Raw genomic sequence first — 17,963 nt, 5'->3', positions numbered from 1 at the left:
CAGCCTCGGTGGCTACCTCGTGCGCAGCGACGTACTGGAACAGCTCAAGAAGGCGGAGCGCATCCGTGACACCTTCTTCAACCATCGCGGCCATCTGGCAGTACAGCTTACTATCGAACCTCTAGCCCTGAGCGCGACTCGCCTGAGCAGCATGCTCAGCGTCGACGGCCAACTGATCCCCTATCAGCACGGCGCGCCGCAACGCACGGGACTGGTGTGGCCCAACAGTCTGGGCAACACCAACGGTAGCCAGTTGACCCTGGTGCACAGCACCGGCAACACCGCCAGCATGAGCTATCGCGGGCCGTGGTCGTTGTTTCGGCTGCTTAGCCGCGGGCACCTCAATGGCCGCACCGACACCAGCGTGGACCTGACCTTTGCCGTTGCCGATGGGTTGATGCGTTATCGGATTGGGGCGGAGAAGGCCAACAACCCGATTACCCAGCGCAGCTTTGAAGGGTTTGTGCTGCCCAGGACATTGCTGGAGGACCGTCGATCAACGAAAGCCGTAAGCGAAGTTGAAGATGTCGCCGCAACAGGGCTCAACGACGAGCACCAATAAATCAGCCTTCTCCAGCCAATTGAATTTGCCAGTGCAAAGAGCGCTCCACTGCGGCCACTGCTCCAGCAGGATCGAGACAAATTTCTCCGCGGCAGGCGACAGCGAAGCGCTTCGTCGATAAACCAGGCCCAATGACCGGTTCACCCGGTGCTTGGCGGTCTTGGCGGAACCACGGCACGTTGTTGCCGAAGAATCCGCTGCTGATCGACAACGATGCGCGCCTGTTGCCGCAGACCTACCAGGGGACGCAGATCAGCAGCAGCGACATCGAGCGTGATGCTGAGGTTGCCTATGTCATGCAGCAGGGCACCTTCAAAGGGCTGGGGGTGAAACTGCGCAACTACGTCTATCGCTCGGATTTTTCCAGGGGACGTGACAGTAATCGCCTCTACCTGACCTACGATGTTGCGCTTTGGTAGTGGCTTGGCCGGCGCCGAGGGCGGAAATGGGGCATGACGAAATCATGGCGTTCCCTACACCCACTTGAACGTCTCCCCCAACGCAGCCTCTGACACTAGTACAGGGCGCACGCACGTCGCCCATTCACCGCGCGGAGGCTAGGTTCACATGAAGATTCTAATGGTCCTTACATCTCATGATCAGTTGGGCGACACCGGCAAGAAAACCGGCTTCTGGCTGGAAGAATTCGCCGCTCCCTATTACGTGTTCGTCGATGCCAAGGCCACGGTCACGCTTGCGTCGCCGAAGGGCGGGCAACCACCGCTGGACCCCAAGAGCGATGAAGAGGACGCCCAGACTGATGCAACCCGTCGCTTTGGCGCCGACACCCAGGCCCAAACAGCGTTGGCCAACACCGTGCCGCTGGGCGAGGTCGACCCCTATGACTTCGATGCGGTGTTTTATCCCGGCGGTCATGGGCCTCTTTGGGATCTCGCCGACGACACCGACTCCAAGACCCTCATCGAAGCGTTTTATGCCTCCAATAAGCCCATCGCGGCCGTCTGCCACGCGCCTGGAGTGTTCAAGAACGTCAACGCCCCGGACGGCCAGCCCGTGGTCAAGGGTAAAAAAGTCACCGGTTTCACCAACTCCGAAGAAGAGGCGGTGGGGTTGACCCAAGTGGTCCCGTTCCTGGTCGAGGACATGCTCAAGGCCAAGGGCGGCGAGTATTCCAAAGGGGCGGACTGGGGCAGCCATGTGGTCGAGGACGGGCATCTGATCACCGGGCAGAACCCCGCCTCATCCGAAGCGGCCGCCAAGGCGTTGCTCAAGCGGTTGGAGGCGGAACAGGCGGGTTGAGTCGATATACCCGTGGCGAGGGAGCTTGCTCCCGCTCGGCTGCGCAGCAGTCGTGAACCGGTGGACAAGGTGATTCCGATAATCCGCATTCGGCGGGTTTTTGGGGCCGCTTCGCGACCCAGCGGGAGCAAGCTCCCTCGCCACAGGGGCCATCGTTGGTCTTGACTGGGCCGCGGCGCGGCTCATTGATTGATCAGGTGTCATTTCACGAGCAACTCGTCGTTTGCAAATACAGCCGCTATAGTGCGATCCATACGCCATCCCTGGCGCTGACACGGCAGTCACAGGAAACCCTTATGTCGCAAGGCGAGCTCGTCATTGATCCCGAAATCAGCCACTTCCCACTCTCAGCCAACGTCCAGCAGGCACGCGAGCAGATCCCTCCGGCCAAGGCCCGATTGGCCCAGCGCAAGGATGTCGTGCTGAAGCCGTTCATGATGTGCAGGGCCTGTTTTGCGGCTACTTCCTGATCAAATGGGTTGCGGCTGGGCATTACATCGGCGGGCCGCTTCTTGCTGGCCTGCTCTGGTGCGAGACCTGGATATTCAGCTTGCCGCTGCGGTGGTTCTGGCGCGAGGAAAGTCGCGGCTTGAAACGTGCTGAAGATAACGTCCCGATTGTGCTGCAAAGGACCTGCACCGACTTTCTCGCAGAGCAGGACCTGGGCCCCTATCGCTGGATTTCCCGGGGCGAAGACATGCTTGGGTTGTTTCCGGAAAGCGCCGTGCTGTATCTGTATTCTGCAGAGTCCGGTCACCAGCACGCCTTGATTGACGCGCCGCGGGTTGTCCGGCAAGTAAGGGTCGACGAAAGCGCCGAGACCGTGCACACCTCCCGCACCCATACCACCCATAGCGAGCGTCGGGTCAATACAACCCACTTTGGCGGCGAGATCGGCGAAGGCACCTCGGACTCGACCACCTATACCTCAAGTACCACGTACCATACCTTCACCTTGCAGCTGCAGTTTCAAATTGGTTCAGGCACGCCTTGCTGGACCACCTGGTCGTTTGGCAACGATTGGCAAGAAGCCGAAAACTGGCGGTTGCAGATTGCCCAGGCGGCGGGGCTGTAGGGTCACGGCATAGGCAATCAGCCGAACCCGACGATCGCCTTGGTTTCCAGATATTCCTCAAGCCCGAAGACGCCGTACTCTCGCCCATTGCCCGAGCGCTTGTAACCACCGAAGGGCGCCATGGGATTCCAGGCGGGGTAATTCAGCAGTACTTGCCCGGCGCGGATCCGAGAAGCCACCGCGCGCGCAAGGTCAAGGTCTTGTGACTGGACGTGGGCGCCCAGCCCGTAGACCGTGTCGTTCGCAATAGCCACCGCCTCGTCGATCGATTCGTAGGCAATGATGCACAGCACCGGCCCGAAGATTTCCTCCTGGGCGATGCGCATGGCGTTATCCACTTCGGAGAAAACCGTCGGGCGGGTGTAGTAGCCCTTTTCAAAACCGGGCACGCGTCCGAGCCCGCCGCAAAGCAGTTTTGCACCTTCGTGCAGGCCGGTCTCGATCATCGCCTGCACGCGATTGAACTGGGCTTGATTGGCAATCGGGCCGAGTACCGTCTCCGTTGACTGCGGATCACCCACCATGATCGCGTTGGCGGTGGCGGCCGCCAGCGCTTCGACCTCGGCCAGTCGGTGCTTGGGAACGATCATGCGAGTCGGGGCGCTGCATGATTGGCCGACGTTGCGAAACGCCGCCAGCACGCCGGCCGGGACGGCTTTGGCAAAGTCCGCGTCGGGAAGCAGTATGTTCGGCGATTTACCGCCCAGTTCCTGGCCGACCCGTTTCGCCGTCGGGGCGGCCGCCTGCGCGACCAGCGTGCCCGCGCGGTTTGAGCCGGTGATCGAAATCATGTCGATGTCCGCGTGTGCGGCCATCGCCGCGCCGACCACGTGGCCGCTGCCGTTCACCAGGTTGAAGACCCCCGGTGGCAGGCCCGCGTCATGCACCGCCTGGGCAAACAACAGGGCGCTCAGCGGTGAAAGCTCACTGGGCTTGAGCACCACCGTGCATCCGGCCGCCAGTGCCGGGGCGACCTTTGCGGTGATCTGGTAAAGCGGCCAGTTCCAGGGCGTGATCAAGCCGCAGACGCCGATGGGTTCGCGTCGGATCGCGATCGTACCCTCGAGCGTCTGGAAACGATAGGTGGACAGCAGATCGCGCGCGACCCGAACGTGTTCTGCCGCCAGGGGCACCTGCATTGCCCGCGCAGCAGCGATGGCTGAGCCCATTTCCAGGGAGATCGCCTGGGCAAACGCTTCTTTTCGCTCAAGAATAAGCTCATGGATCTTGTCCAGCAGCAGCGCGCGCGACGCCGTTGAGGTGGCAGACCAGCCGGCAAACGCGGCGCGCGCCGCTGCTACCGCCCGATCGATATCCTCGGCAGAGCCACTGGCGACCTGGGCGACCACTTCTTCGGTCGCCGGGTTGACCACCGCCAGGCTGGCCAGGCTGGCCGGCGCAGACCAACCGCCATTGATATAAAACCGCTGAGCCGTTTGCGGATCAACACTGTAGCGAGTCGAAGATTGAATAGTCATCCAAGGCGTTCCTTTAAAACGGCATGTCGAGTCTGCTCAATAAGCTAACAAAGCCGCCCGGACAAAATATGCCGTTGTTCAAGTGCCCAAAGGAGAATCTGCCGTATCTGCCAGACCAACTTCCCATTAACCGTGGCCTGCCACGTTCTGGCGCCTGCGAGCGCAAGACCCGGGTTCGGGGCGTCCCGCACAGTCTGCTGAACAGGTCGGGCAAAACGGTGCTTTGTACCAGGCGGCCTATGGTTTTAGCCGTTTATGCACGGTTTCATGGTGTTGTAATAACGCCACCGCTCACCGCCCTTCAATGGACATTCCAAAATGCCTGCACCGTTAATTTCCGTAGAGACGAATTCTGAACTGCCGACGCACGCTGACGTTGTCGTGATCGGCGGCGGCATTATCGGAACCTTCACGGCCTATTACCTGGCCAAGCGCGGCATGAAGGTCGCGCTGGTGGAGAAGGGGCGCGTGGGTGCGGAGCAATCGAGTCGAAACTGGGGTTGGTGCCGTCAGCAGAATCGGGACGCTCGTGAGCTGCCGCTGTCGACCAAGAGCCTGGAACTGTGGGAGCAGTTTGCTGCAGAGACCGGTGAGGACACCGGGTTCAGAAGGTGTGGCTTGCTTTACCTGAGCAACAACGAGACAGAGCTGGCGGGTTGGGCAAAGTGGGGTGAGTTTGCCCGTACCGTCAATGTCACCACGCACATGCTGACGGCGGAGCAGGCTGCAGAACATGGCCGGGTGACTGGCAAGTCCTGGAAAGGCGGGGTCTTTTCGCCGAGCGACGGCACGGCAGACCCGTCCCGTGCCGCTCCGGCGGTTGCGCGGGCGATCATCAAGCTGGGTGGCACTGTGCATCAGGGCTGCGCCGCCCGTGGCGTCGAAACCGAAGGCGGCCGGCTATCCGCGGTCGTTACCGAAAAGGGCACCATTCGCACCAGGCTCGCGGTGCTGGCCGGTGGCGCATGGGCGTCCTCGTTCTGCCGCCAGTACGGCATCCGGTTTCCCCAGGCGTCCATTCGCCAGACGATACTGTCGGTCTCCAAGGGCGCCGCAGAGATACCGGACGCACTCCACACGGATGCGGTCTCCATGACCCGCCGTTCTGATGGCGGTTTCACGCTGGCTATCAGTGGCAGGGGGCGCGTTGACCCGACCCCGCAACTGTTGCGGTTCGCTCCGCAGTTCCTGCCGATGTTCCAACGCCGCTGGCGCAAGCTGGCGCCCGGCGGCCTGCAAGGCTTCCAGTCGGGGCATGAAGGCCTGGGCCGCTGGCGGTTGGACCAGCCGACCCCGATGGAGCGGATGCGCATCCTCGATCCTGCAGCCGATGCATCGGTTGTCGAGCTGACTTACAAGCGCGCGGTCGACCTGATCCCGATGTTGAAAACCTCGTCAGTCACCGCTGCCTGGGCAGGTTATGTGGACAGCACGCCTGATGGCGTCCCGGGCATTGGCGAGATAGCGAGCCTGCCTGGACTGGTGCTGGCGGCGGGGTTCAGTGGCCATGGCTTCGGCATCGGCCCAGGCGCGGGGCATCTGATTGCGGACATTGTCAGCGCCATGACCCCCTTGGTTGACCCGCGTCCCTATCACCCGGATCGATTCCAGTCTTCAGCCTGGGGCAAAGTCGCGGAGTTCTGAGGCCAGTACAAATCTCACCGGCAACACCCGCAACGGGCGCATCCTCAGGGAATGCGCCCGTTCTCGTTGGCGGGGTGGATTCTGCCGCTGACGGCGGTTCGACTGGTTTTTTACGCACCATAAACGGCCGCGAACACCCTGAAAAAGGTGCAGATGCCCGGGCTTGGCGCATCCCGCACAGTCTGCTGAGCGGGCCCCGAAAAACGGTGGTTTGTGCCAAGCGGCCTATACTTTTAACCGTTTATGCGCGGTCTCATGATGCTGTAATAAAACCGTGATGCAGCGTTGCAGCCAGGCTTCAAGAACGAGCAACCGCTTGCCCCTCATGACCTCAACCATCACTCAGGACCGCACTCATGAGCTTCCTTCGCCCCAAGTTCATTACCTTTGACTGCTATGGCACGTTGACCAACTTTCAGATGGGCACCATGACGCGCGAGCTGTTCGCCGATCGGGTCCCAGCCGAGCAGATGGATCAGTTCGTCAAGGATTTCTCGGCCTACCGGCTGGACCAGGTGATGGGCGACTGGCGGCCCTATGATGAAATTCTCAAGACGGCCCTGGCCCGGGTCTGCAAGCGTTGGGGTGTCGAATACAAAGGCGAAGGCCAGCTCTACTACGATGCCGTACCGACCTGGGGCCCGCATGCCGACGTACCGGCAGGCCTGTCGAAAATCGCCGACAAGATTCCCCTGGTGATTTTCTCCAATGCGATGGACGAGCAGATCATGTCCAACGTCGACAAGCTCGGCGCACCTTTTCATAAAGTCTTCACGGCTCAACAGGCCCAAGCCTACAAACCGCGCCTGGCGGCCTTCGAGTACATGCTCGATAACCTCGGCTGCGGGCCTGAGGATGTCCTGCATGTGTCTTCGAGCTTCCGCTACGACCTGATGTCGGCCCACGACATGAAGATCAAGCACAAAGCCTTCGTGGCCCGGGGTCATGAGCAACCGGCGAACGCGGCCTTTGGTTACCACCAGATCCCGGACATCGGCGGGTTGGCCGGCCTGGTCGGTCTCTGAGTCTCATTGCACGCGTCAAGGCATAAGGGGTTAGACATGGGCAGTGAGTCTTATTGGCTCGATACCGCACCGGCATTTACCGGTGCCCAGCTCGGTGCGTTGCCCGGGCAGGTCGATGTGGCCATCGTCGGTGGCGGTTTCACTGGCCTGGCCGCCGCCCGGTCCCTGGCCTTGAAGGGCGCCAATGTGGTGGTGCTGGAAGGCGGGCGCGTCATTGGCGAGGCTTCGGGGCGCAATGGCGGCCAGTGCAACACCGGCGTCGCCCAGGACTACGCGTCATTGAGTGCCAGCCTCGGCGCCGACAAGGCGCGCGCCTATTACCAGGCCTATGAAAGCGCCGTGCAGAGTGTCGTCTCGCTGGTGGAGCAAGAGCAGATTGCCTGCGACTTCAAGCGCAATGGCAAGCTCAAGCTGGCGGCCAAGCCCCTGCATTACGAAGGGTTGGCGCGCACTTGCGAATTGATTCGGCGCGAGGTCGATGCCGAGGTCGAGTTGCTGTCTGCGCAAGAAACCCGGGCTGAAGTGAACTCGGCCCAGTTCCATGGCGGCTTGCTGCAGCGTAACGGCGTGCAGATGCATGTCGGGCGTTTCGGCGTAGGGTTGGCCGAGGCCGCCGCCCGTCATGGCGCGCTGATTTTTCAAGGCGTATTCGTAACGGACTGGAAAGCCAGCGCCGGTGGCTACCGGGTCAACACCACCAAGGGTTCGCTACAGGCCACGCAGATCCTCCTGGCCACCGGTACCTGCCAGCAGGGTGGGTTGGGCTGGTATCGGCGGCGGATCGTGCCGGTGGGCAGCTTCGTGATCGCCACCGAGGTGCTGCCGCAGGCCCTGATCGACAGCTTGCTGCCGGCACACCGCTCTTATGTCACCAGCCGGATGATCGGCAACTACTTTCGGATCACGCCGGATAATCGCCTGCTGTTTGGCGGGCGGGCGCGGTTCGCCATGTCCGACAGCGTGTCCGATGCCAAGAGCGGCAAAGTCCTGCACGCGGCGATGGTGCAGATGTTCCCGCAGCTGGCCCACGTCAAGGTCGAGTATTGCTGGGGGGGACTGGTCGACATGACTTCCGATCGGCTGCCCCGGGCCGGCCAGCACGCCGGCGTCTATCACTCCATGGGCTACAGCGGCCATGGCGTGCAGATGTCAGTGCACATGGGCCAGGTCATGGCCGACGTCATGGCCGGGAAAGTCGAGGCCAACCCTTGGCGCGAACTCGACTGGCCGGCGATCCCCGGACATTTTGGCAAGCCCTGGTTCCTGCCGCTGGTAGGTGCGTATTACCGCCTTCAAGACTATTTGCACTGAGTTGCGGGGGGACGCTTCAGGTTTCAACACATTGCGTATAGCGCGAGCCATCGAGCCTTATCATTTGCGAAAGGTAGAACCGACATGACTGACAAAAAAAACAGTATCGACACCCAGCTGATAACAGGTACGGAAAGTCTGCGCGTTTTCGAAGGGCTCAATCGCGGCATGTCACGCCGCAATGCATTGCAGATGCTGGGGTTGGCCGGGGTGGCCGTGGCGGGCGCCGGCAGCCTGTTCGGCACCGCCGGCAAGCTGTTCGCCGATGAGCAAGCCGCCAGCCCAGGCAAAGGCAAGCCTGGCGGACGCATCCGCGTCGCCGGCTCGACCAGTTCCACCGCCGACACCCTGGACCCGGCCAAAGGTTCGTCGTCCACCGACTACGTACGCCACTACATGTTCTATAACGGGCTGACGCGTTTTGACAGCCACATGGTGCCGCAACTGGAACTGGCCGAGCGTATCGAGACCACGGACGCCACGCTCTGGGTGATCAGCCTGCGCAAGGAAGTGGCCTTCCACAACGGCAAGGCATTGACCGCCGCCGACGTGGTGTTCTCGCTGTTGCGTCACAAGGACCCGATCACCGGCTCCAAGGTCCTGCCGCTGGCCTCGCAGTTCGCCGACGTCAAGGCCGTCGGCACCCATGAAGTACAGATCCAGTTGAGCGGCCCCAACGCTGAACTGCCCTCGGTCCTTGCCGTCTCGCACATGTTGATCGTTCCGGAAGGCACCAGCGATTTCAGCCAGGGCATCGGCACCGGCCCGTTCAAGGTCAAGGAGTTCAAGCCCGGGGTGCGTTCGGTTGGCGTGCGCAACAGCAATTACTGGAAACCCGGCTTGCCGTACCTGGATGAGATCGAATTCATCGGCATTGCCGACGAATCCTCACGGATCAACGCCTTGTTGTCGGGCGACGTGCACATCGTCAACGAGGTCAATCCACGCTCGACGACCCGCATCAAGGCCAGCGCCAGGCATCGGGTCATCGACTCACCGTCGGGCAACTACACTGACCTGATCATCCGTCAGGACCAGATGCCCGGCAAAAGTCCGGAGTTCACCCAGGCGATGAAGTTGTTGCTGGACCGGGAGCAGATCAAGTCGGCGATCTTCCGTGGTTATGCGCGGGTCGGCAACGACCATCCGATTGCGCCCGGGGCACGCTTCTTCAACGCCGAGTTGCCGCAACGGGCTTACGATCCCGAACAGGCCAGATCCTTGTTGAAGAAGGCCGGCATGGAAAGCATCAGCATGCCGCTGATGTGCTCACCCGCGGCGACCGGTTCGGTGGACATCGCGGTGCTGCTGCAGCAGTCCGCCAAGGAGGCCGGGCTCAAGCTCAACGTCAACCGCCTGCCGAGCGATGGCTACTGGTCCAACCACTGGGCCAAGCACCCGCTGAGTTTTGGCAACATCAATCCGCGACCGAATGCCGACATGCTGTTCTCGCAGTTCTTCCAGTCGAGTGCGCCCTGGAACGAATCAGGCTGGAAAAACGAGCAGTTCGACCAATTGTTGATACAGGCCCGCGGTGAAACCGACGAGGCCAAGCGCGGCAAGATGTACGCCGACATGCAGGTCCTGGTGCATGAACACGGAGGCATCGGCGTACCGGTGTTCATCAGCAACATCGACGGTGCCGACCAGCGCGTAAAAGGCTACGGCGCCAACCCCCTGGGCGGTTTCATGGGCTACATGTTCGCCGAGCAGATCTGGCTGGATGCCTGATGAAGGTCGGTTTGGGCCACATTGCACGAGGGTCGGATGATGAATAGCAACACACTGTGGTTGATCGGCCGCCGCCTGGGGGCGGCGGTCGTGACCTTGTTGATTGTCTCCATGGTGGTGTTCGCCATCACGGCGGTGCTGCCGGGGGATGCGGCGCAACAGGCGCTGGGACAGTTCGCCACGCCGGAACAGGTGGCGGCCCTGCGGACGAAAATGGGCCTGGACCAGCCCGGTGTGTTGCGTTACCTGCATTGGCTGACAAGCCTGCTCAGCGGTGACCTGGGAATGTCGATGTCCAACGCGACGCCGGTGATCGAGCTGATGGCCGGCCGGGTTCCCAACACCTTGATGCTCGCCGCTGCCACGGCCCTGGTGTCGGTGCCTGTGGCGTTGACTTTGGGTATCGGCTCGGCCATGGGCCGAGGCGGGCGCCTCGACAGTTTCCTGAGTTTTTTCACCTTGACCATGGTGGCCGTGCCGGAGTTTCTGGTCGCTACCTTGGCGGTATTGATATTCGCGGTGAACCTGGGTTGGCTATCGGCGCTGTCCTACGCCAGTGACATCACGTCCCCCTGGCAATTCATGCGCACCTACGCATTGCCGGTGATGACGCTGTGCTGCGTGATTGTCGCGCAAATGTCACGCATGACCCGCGCAGCCGTGATCGATCAGCTCGACAGCCCTTACGTGGAAATGGCCCGGCTCAAGGGCGTGAGCAATATCCGTATCGTGCTCCGGCATGCCTTGCCCAATGCCATCGGCCCCATTGCCAATGCCATCGCCCTGAGCTTGTCCTACCTGTTGGGCGGGGTGGTGATCGTCGAAACGATCTTCAACTATCCCGGCATTGCCAGCCTGATGGTCGATGCCGTGGCCAACCGCGACATGGCCCTGGTTCAAGCCTGCACCATGTTGTTTTGTACAGCGTACCTGGCGTTGGTGTTGATCGCCGACCTGTGCGCGATTCTTTCCAATCCGAGGCTGAGAAACCAATGAACAACCTCATTGTGAAATCGCCGACGGCGGCCGCTGCGCTGGGGTTGGGCAAAGACGCCCACGCAAAGTCCTGGCTTGGCCTGGCCGGCGCCGCGATGTGTGTGATCTGGCTGCTGGTGGCGATTTTCGGCCCGTGGCTGGCGCCGCATCCGGTGGGCGAAGTGGTCTCCGACAACGTCTTCGACAGCCTCAGCGCGACGTACCCGTTCGGCACCGATTACCTGGGCCGCGACATGCTCAGCCGGGTTCTTGTCGGCGCGCGTTTCACCGTCGGCCTGGCGTTGGTGGCCGCGGTGCTGTCGAGCACCCTGGGAACCAGTCTGGCGCTGTTGTCGGTGGTGTCGCCAAAGTGGCTGGATGAGTTGATCAGTCGCCTGATGGACGCGTTCATTTCGATCCCGAGCAAGATGCTGGCGCTGATCATGGTCTCGGCCTTCGGCTCCTCGGTCACCTTGCTGATCTGCACGGCGGTGTTGAGCTACACCCCCGGTGCCTTCCGCATCGCCCGCAGCATGGCGGTGAATATCGAAGCGCTGGAGTACGTGCAAGTGGCCCGTACTCGGGGCGAGCGCCGGCTGTACATCGCCTGCGTGGAAATCCTGCCGAATATCCTCAATCCGGTGCTGGCGGACCTGGGCCTGCGTTTTGGTTTCATCGTGCTGCTGCTCAGTGGCATGAGTTTCCTCGGGCTGGGCGTGCAGCCGCCGGATGCCGACCTTGGCTCGCTGGTGCGCGAAAACATCGGCGGCCTCAATCAGGGGGCGCCGGCGATCGTGATTCCTGCGCTGGCCATCGGCACCCTGACCATCGGCGTGAATCTGTTCATCGACCGGTTGTCGTCGCGACGTAGCCGACGTACGGGAGGTCATTGAAATGAGTGAATTGATTCGGGTACAGGACCTGCGCGTGGTCGCCTGCGGCGAGCGCGAGGAGGTGGACATCGTCAAGGGGGTCAGCTTCTCCCTGCAAAAAGGCCAGGTATTGGCGTTGATCGGTGAGTCCGGTTCCGGCAAGACCACCATTGCCCTGGCGCTGCTCGGTTATGCCCGACGCGGTTGCCGGCTGGCGGGCGGCGTGGTGCAAATCGGCGAGGATGACATGCTGGCGCTGAGCGAAAGCCAGTTGCAGAAGCTGCGCGGCAATCGGGTGTCCTATATCGCCCAGAGCGCCGCTGCGGCGTTCAACCCGGCGAAAAAACTCATCGACCAGGTAGTGGAAGGCGCGCTGATTCATGGCCTGGGCAGCCGGGCGGTGCTTGAGGCGAAGGCCATCGAGCTGTTTCGCGACCTGGCCCTGCCAGACCCTGAGCGCATCGGCCAAAGCTATCCGCATCAGGTGTCGGGCGGGCAACTGCAACGGGTGATGGCGGCCATGGCGCTGATCAGCGATCCATTGCTGGTGGTGCTCGACGAGCCGACCACCGCCCTTGACGTGACTACCCAGATCGATGTGCTGCGGGCCTTCAAACGGGTGGTCCGCGAGCGTGGCGCCACGGCCGTTTATGTGTCCCACGACCTGGCGGTCGTGGCGCAGATGGCTGATCAGATTGTGGTGCTCAATGGCGGCGAGATCTTCGAACATAGCGCCACGGCACCTTTGCTCAAAGACCCGGCCCACGAATACACCCGCAGCCTGCTGGCGGCAGCGCGGCCGGACACGACGATCCGTCCACCTTGCGACATCGCGCAAGACACGCCGTTGCTGACCATCCAGGGGCTGACTGCCGGCTACGGCAACAAGAATGCCCAGGGCATGCCAGCGATTCGTGTGCTGGAAGGCATCGACCTGACGGTTCGCCGAGGCCAGGCCATCGGCGTCATCGGTGAGTCGGGCTCGGGCAAATCGACCCTCGCACGGGTGGTGGCCGGATTGTTGCAACCGGCCCTCGGCGGGTTGACCTTCGACGGTCAACCCTTGGGCGGCAGCCTGTCATCGCGCACCCCCGAGCAGTTCCGGCGCATACAGATGGTCTTCCAGAATGCCGACACCGCGCTCAACCCGATGCACAGCGTCAGCACGATCCTGAGCCGCCCGCTGAAGATGTATTTCGGCCTCAAGGGCGCGCCGTTGCGCGAGCGTATCGGCGAGCTGCTGGACCTGGTGCGTCTGCCCCGAACGATGGCGGATCGGCGTCCGAACGAACTGTCCGGCGGACAGAAACAACGGATCAACCTGGCCCGGGCCCTGGCGGCCAAGCCCGAGCTGATTCTCTGTGACGAGGTGACCTCGGCGCTGGATACTGTGGTCGGTGCGGCAATTCTCGAACTGCTGCGCGATCTGCGCCAGGAGCTGGGTGTGTCCTATCTGTTCATCAGCCACGACATCTCCACCGTGCGCGCCTTGTGTGACGACATCGTGGTGATGTACAGCGGGCACAAGGTCCAGGCCGGTACGCGTCAATCCTATGCCGAGGCACCGTTCCATCCGTATACCGATCTGTTGATCCATTCGGTACCGGAACTGCGCCAGGGCTGGCTGGAAAGCTGCGGCGCAACGACCTGCCAGACGCTGCCGCCGATTGGCCCGAAAGCCGCTGTGCCAGGGCTGTGCACCTTCCTCAATCGCTGCCCGGTGCGGGTCGACGGGCTGTGCAACTGCGTCGCGCCGGACCGGCGGATGTTAGTCGGTGGCAGCGAGATCCTTTGCCATCACGACGGCGCCGAACTGATGAAAACCCAGCAATCGAACCATCCGACCGTGGCGGCGTACGCATGAAACCCCGTGTATTGGAGATTCTCAAACGGCTGATGGCCTTCGACACCGTCTCTTCGGAATCGAATATGGCCTTGATCGAATACGTGCGCGATCTGCTGCTGACCAAGGGCATCGAGTCACTGATCGTGCGGGACGACAGCGGCAACAAAGCCAACCTGTTTGCCAGTACTGGTCCAGGGGATGTGCCGGGGATCCTGTTGTCGGGTCATACCGACGTGGTGCCGGCGGCGGGGCAGGCCTGGACCTTCCCGGCGTTTGCGGCGACGGTGCAGGACGGGCGGATCTATGGCCGCGGCAGTTGCGATATGAAGGGCTTTATCGCCCTGGCGATCGACGCCATGCTCGATGCCGCCGAGCAGCCTTTGAGCCGGCCACTGCAGTTGGCCCTGTCCCATGACGAGGAGATCGGCTGCGTGGGGGTCCGTCGTCTGCTTGATGTGCTGCACCTGGCACCGGTCCGGCCGTTCCTGTGCATCATCGGCGAGCCGACCAATATGCAATTCGTCCTCGGCCACAAGGGCAAGGGTTCCTACCGTACGTACTGCCGTGGCCTGGAGGCGCACTCATCGCTGGCACCACGCTCGGTCAATGCGATTCATGTGGCCTGCGACTTCATCGCCGCGCTGCGCCTGAGCCAACAGCAGTTGCAAGAGCAGGGTGCTCGGGATACCGATTACGATGTGCCGTACAGCACCGTGCACGTCGGTCAGATTGTCGGCGGCAAGGCGCTGAACATCGTGCCCAACCTGTGCACCGTCGATTTCGAAGTGCGTAACTTGCCGGCGGACGACCTCGACGGCTTCCTCGAGCAGATGCGCGTACGGGCCGAACTGATCGTGCGTGAAGCGCAGAAGCTTTCCAGCGTGGCTGCGATTGAAATCGAGACCCTGAACGTCTACCCGGGCCTCGACACCCACCCGAGCGTCGAAGCGGTACGATTCCTGAAAAACTTTGCCGCCCCGGACACTGGCACCGCGAAAGTCTCGTTCGGCACCGAGGGCGGGTTGTTCAAGCAACGCCTGGATGTGCCGGTCGTGGTCTGTGGCCCAGGCTCGATCGAGCAGGCGCACAAGCCTGACGAGTTCATCGAGATCAGCCAGATGGAGGCGGGCGAGTGCTTTCTGCAAGGGCTGCTGGGCTCGATGCGCATTTGATCGTGCAACGGTAAAGCCTGCCGTCGAAGGTAATGCTGTTCACTTAACACAATGATGTACCCGTGGCGAGGGAGCTTGCTCCCGCTCGGCTGCGAAGCAGTCGTAAACCGGCGGATGCGGTGTGTCTGATACAACGTGTTTGGCAGGTTTCGGGGCCGCTTCACTGCCCAGCGGGAGCAAGCTCCCTCGCCACGGGGTCCCCGATTGCCTTAAGTGAACAGCATTATGCCGTCGAACGCGGATTTTCAGCATTCAACGCTGTAGGGCCGGCGTTTTCAGCATCCTCGTCCAAGGCGACTCAATAGACTGAAGGCTGTCTCAGAACAGGACCCGACGTCATGCTCAAGAATCGCCTGAAAGATCCCAGCCTGCTGGTAGAACTCGCTTACATCGACGGCCAGTGGGTCGGCGCCGACAACGCCGCCACCCTGGACGTGATCAACCCGGCCACCGGCGAGGTGCTTGCCCGGGTACCGGCGATACATGGCAGTGAAACCCGGCGCGCCGTCGAAGCTGCCGATCGTGCCTGGCCGGCCTGGCGCGCACGTCCGGCCGCGGAACGGGCGGCGCTGCTCGATCGCTGGTACCAGGCGATGATCGACAACCTCGACGACCTGGCGTTGATCCTGACCTTGGAACAGGGCAAGCCGCTGGCGGAAGCCCAGGGCGAGATCCGCTACGGTGCCAGTTTCGTCAAATGGTTTGCCGAAGAAGCTCGACGGATCTACGGCGAAACCATCGCGGCCCCCAGCGGTGATCGGCGCCTGATGACCCTCAAGCAACCGGTCGGTGTCTGCGCAGCGATCACACCGTGGAATTTCCCCAATGCGATGATCACCCGCAAGTGCGCACCGGCCTTGGCCGCGGGCTGCACCATTGTGGTCAAGCCGTCGGACCTGACCCCGCTGTCGGCCCTGGCCCTGGCGGTGCTGGCTGAGCGGGTCGGCATTCCGGCGGGAGTGTTCAACGTGGTGACCGGCATGCCCGCCGGCATTGGTGAGGAACTGACCGGCAACCCGACGGTGCGCAAGCTTTCCTTCACCGGCTCCACCGCTGTCGGTCGGCTGCTGATGCGCCAGAGTTCGGAACACATCAAGCGCCTGAGTCTGGAGCTGGGCGGTAACGCTCCGTTCATTGTGTTTGACGACGCGGACCTGGAACAGGCCGTGACCGGCATCATGCTCAGCAAATTCCGCAACGCCGGGCAGACCTGCGTCTGCGCCAACCGCATTCTGGTGCAGGATGGGATTTACGAGCGCTTCGTCCAGCGCCTGGTGGAGGAGGTGGGCAAGCTCAAGGTTGGCGATGGCCTCGAGGCCGAAGTGAACATCGGTCCGCTGATCAACGCGGCGGCGGTCAGCAAGGTCGCTCGCCACATCGACGAGGCGTTGAGCCAAGGCGCGCGTCTGCTCTGTGGCGCGATTCCCACGGGCGACAGCCAGTTCGTCCAGCCGACGGTGCTCGGGGAAACGCATGCCGGAATGCTGCTGGCCAACGAAGAAACCTTCGGTCCGGTCGCTCCGCTGATGCGCTTCAGCACGGAAGAACAGGCGCTGGTCTTGGCCAACGCGACGCCCTATGGCTTGGCGGCATATTTTTTCACCCAGGATCTGCGCCGCTCGTGGCGGTTCGGCGAGGCGCTGGAGTTCGGCATGGTTGGCCTCAATACCGGGCTCATTTCCATGGACGTCGCGCCCTTCGGCGGCATCAAGCAATCGGGCCTTGGGCGTGAAGGCAGCAAGTATGGCCTGGATGAATTCCTTGAAGTCAAAGCCTTCCACGTCGGCGGGCTGTGATGCGGTCAGCGATTTGAAGAGGAGGCACGGTTGATGAGCAAACCATTCAGAATCGCCGCGATTGCTGGCGACGGTATCGGTAAGGAAGTCTTGCCGCAGGGGCTGCGGGTATTGGAGCAGGCGGCGAAGAAATGGCAATTGGATCTGAGCATCGAAGTGCTCGACTGGGCCCACTGCGATTACTACCTGGAACATGGGCAGATGATGCCCTCCGACTGGTTCGAACAGCTCAAGGGCTTCGACGCGATCTATTTTGGCGCCGTGGGCTGGCCGGACAAGGTACCGGATCACATTTCCCTGTGGGGTTCGCTGCTGAAGTTTCGCCGGGACTTCGATCAGTACGTGAACATCCGTCCGGTGCGGCTGTTTCCCGGAGTGCCGTGTCCGTTGGCCGGACGCGAAGCCGGGGACATCGACTTCGTGGTAATTCGCGAGAACACCGAGGGCGAGTACTCCTCGGTCGGCGGCAAGATGTTCGAAGGCACCGAGCACGAGTTCGTGCTGCAGGAGTCGGTATTCACCCGACGCGGTGTGGACCGGATTCTCAAGTTCGCCTTCGACCTGGCCCAGACCCGGCCGCGCAAACGCCTGACGGCGGCGACCAAGTCCAACGGCATTTCCATCAGCATGCCGTACTGGGACGAACGCACGGCGCTCATGGCGCAGCAGTACCCGGACGTCACCTGGGACAAGCAGCACATCGATATCCTGTGTGCACGTTTTGTGCTTCAGCCCGATCGTTTCGATGTGGTCGTGGCGTCGAATCTGTTTGGTGACATCCTGTCCGACCTCGGACCTGCCTGCGCCGGCACCATCGGCATCGCCCCGTCGGCCAACCTCGATCCGCAGCGTCGATTTCCCTCGTTGTTCGAACCGGTCCATGGCTCGGCGCCAGATATCTATGGACGGAACATCGCCAACCCGATTGCGATGATCTGGTCCGGTGCCCTGATGCTCGACTTCCTGGGTAATGGCGATGAGCGCTATCGCGCGGCCCATGACGGGATTCTCACAGCCATCGAGCGGGTGATTGCCGAGGGGCCGATTACGCCTGACCTGGGCGGACAGGGGTCGACCCAGGAGGTTGGACTGGCTATTGCGTTGGCGCTTTGAACCGGGAGCTGTGTGGTGTGTATATCCGTTACCAAAAAACGGATATACACCAAAAACGCACAAAACCCAGGCCCGTCTCAACGGGAAGAGAGGTCCTCCAACC

15 protein-coding genes and 3 pseudogenes are annotated in these 17,963 nt (G+C 62.0%); 16 read left to right on the top strand and 2 right to left on the bottom strand.

All coding sequences use genetic code 11. The annotated features are described in order from the left end of the window. Nucleotides 1-562: type VI secretion IcmF C-terminal domain-containing protein (locus tag ACE04F_RS06060; RefSeq protein ID WP_486105430.1), on the top strand; the 562-nt coding region annotated here is incomplete at its 5' end. 51 nt (nt 563-613) lie between these two features. Here ACE04F_RS06060 and ACE04F_RS06055 read toward each other — a convergent pair. Further along, nucleotides 614-706 (bottom strand): annotated as a pseudogene (locus tag ACE04F_RS06055) (LysR family transcriptional regulator); the annotation flags it as partial. Between ACE04F_RS06055 and ACE04F_RS06050 the strand changes: the two are divergent. The 5 genes and pseudogenes from ACE04F_RS06050 to ACE04F_RS06030 form a co-directional block, all read left to right on the top strand. Next, a pseudogene (locus ACE04F_RS06050) lies at nt 694-822 on the top strand (OprD family outer membrane porin); the annotation flags it as partial. The pseudogenes ACE04F_RS06055 and ACE04F_RS06050 overlap by 13 nt on opposite strands. Nucleotides 823-831: 9 nt before the next feature. Then, a pseudogene (locus tag ACE04F_RS06045) lies at nt 832-981 on the top strand (OprD family outer membrane porin); the annotation flags it as partial. Between the two features lie 148 nt (nt 982-1,129). Further along, complete coding sequence (locus tag ACE04F_RS06040; RefSeq protein WP_486105429.1) at nt 1,130-1,822, top strand: type 1 glutamine amidotransferase domain-containing protein; 693 nt, start codon at nt 1,130-1,132, stop codon at nt 1,820-1,822. A gap of 185 nt (nt 1,823-2,007) precedes the next feature. Continuing rightward, the gene (locus ACE04F_RS06035) at nt 2,008-2,292 is read left to right on the top strand and encodes a hypothetical protein (protein WP_486105428.1); all 285 of its coding nucleotides are present in this window, start codon (nt 2,008-2,010) and stop codon (nt 2,290-2,292) included. Between the two features lie 119 nt (nt 2,293-2,411). Next, a complete protein-coding gene (locus ACE04F_RS06030; protein WP_486105427.1) occupies nt 2,412-2,897 on the top strand; it encodes a hypothetical protein in 486 nt (161 codons plus the stop codon). A gap of 17 nt (nt 2,898-2,914) precedes the next feature. On the opposite strand, the gene ACE04F_RS06025 is transcribed toward ACE04F_RS06030, so the two are convergent. Next, complete coding sequence (locus ACE04F_RS06025; protein WP_486105426.1) at nt 2,915-4,375, bottom strand: aldehyde dehydrogenase family protein; 1,461 nt, start codon at nt 4,373-4,375, stop codon at nt 2,915-2,917. A gap of 318 nt (nt 4,376-4,693) precedes the next feature. Here ACE04F_RS06025 and ACE04F_RS06020 point away from each other — a divergent pair, with 318 nt between their 5' ends. From ACE04F_RS06020 to ACE04F_RS05975, 10 genes are all read left to right on the top strand, one after another. Beyond that, nucleotides 4,694-6,019 (top strand): NAD(P)/FAD-dependent oxidoreductase, encoded by a 1,326-nt coding sequence (locus ACE04F_RS06020; RefSeq protein WP_486105425.1) that lies wholly within the window; start codon nt 4,694-4,696, stop codon nt 6,017-6,019. Nucleotides 6,020-6,375: 356 nt separating this feature from the next. Next, a complete protein-coding gene (locus ACE04F_RS06015; RefSeq protein WP_305494668.1) occupies nt 6,376-7,044 on the top strand; it encodes a haloacid dehalogenase type II in 669 nt (222 codons plus the stop codon). Between the two features lie 36 nt (nt 7,045-7,080). After that, complete coding sequence (locus ACE04F_RS06010) at nt 7,081-8,355, top strand: NAD(P)/FAD-dependent oxidoreductase (RefSeq protein WP_486105424.1); 1,275 nt, start codon at nt 7,081-7,083, stop codon at nt 8,353-8,355. 84 nt (nt 8,356-8,439) lie between these two features. Next, nucleotides 8,440-10,086, top strand: coding sequence for an ABC transporter substrate-binding protein (locus ACE04F_RS06005; RefSeq protein ID WP_486105423.1), 1,647 nt, complete (start codon nt 8,440-8,442; stop codon nt 10,084-10,086). A 39-nt stretch (nt 10,087-10,125) separates the two neighbouring features. Continuing rightward, complete coding sequence (locus ACE04F_RS06000) at nt 10,126-11,082, top strand: ABC transporter permease (protein WP_486105422.1); 957 nt, start codon at nt 10,126-10,128, stop codon at nt 11,080-11,082. Beyond that, nucleotides 11,079-11,954 (top strand): ABC transporter permease, encoded by an 876-nt coding sequence (locus ACE04F_RS05995; RefSeq protein WP_434568485.1) that lies wholly within the window; start codon nt 11,079-11,081, stop codon nt 11,952-11,954. The genes ACE04F_RS06000 and ACE04F_RS05995 overlap by 4 nt, the downstream gene beginning before the upstream one ends. Before the next feature lies 1 nt (nt 11,955). Then, on the top strand, nt 11,956-13,797 hold the full coding sequence (locus ACE04F_RS05990; RefSeq protein ID WP_486105421.1) for an ABC transporter ATP-binding protein: 1,842 nt from the start codon (nt 11,956-11,958) through the stop codon (nt 13,795-13,797). Next, a complete protein-coding gene (gene argE, locus ACE04F_RS05985) occupies nt 13,794-14,951 on the top strand; it encodes an acetylornithine deacetylase (RefSeq protein ID WP_486105420.1) in 1,158 nt (385 codons plus the stop codon). Before ACE04F_RS05990 ends, argE begins: the two co-directional genes overlap by 4 nt. A 338-nt stretch (nt 14,952-15,289) precedes the next feature. After that, nucleotides 15,290-16,747: an NAD-dependent succinate-semialdehyde dehydrogenase gene (locus tag ACE04F_RS05980; RefSeq protein ID WP_486105419.1), complete on the top strand. Its 1,458-nt coding sequence runs from the start codon at nt 15,290-15,292 to the stop codon at nt 16,745-16,747. Nucleotides 16,748-16,780: 33 nt separating this feature from the next. Then, complete coding sequence (locus ACE04F_RS05975) at nt 16,781-17,860, top strand: tartrate dehydrogenase (protein ID WP_486105418.1); 1,080 nt, start codon at nt 16,781-16,783, stop codon at nt 17,858-17,860. The last annotated feature ends 103 nt before the right edge of the window (nt 17,861-17,963 follow it).

Source organism: Pseudomonas sp. AGC41 (assembly GCF_057334555.1).
The sequence above is the reverse complement of the archived record's forward strand: the minus strand, read 5'-3'. Positions and strand labels throughout refer to the sequence as shown.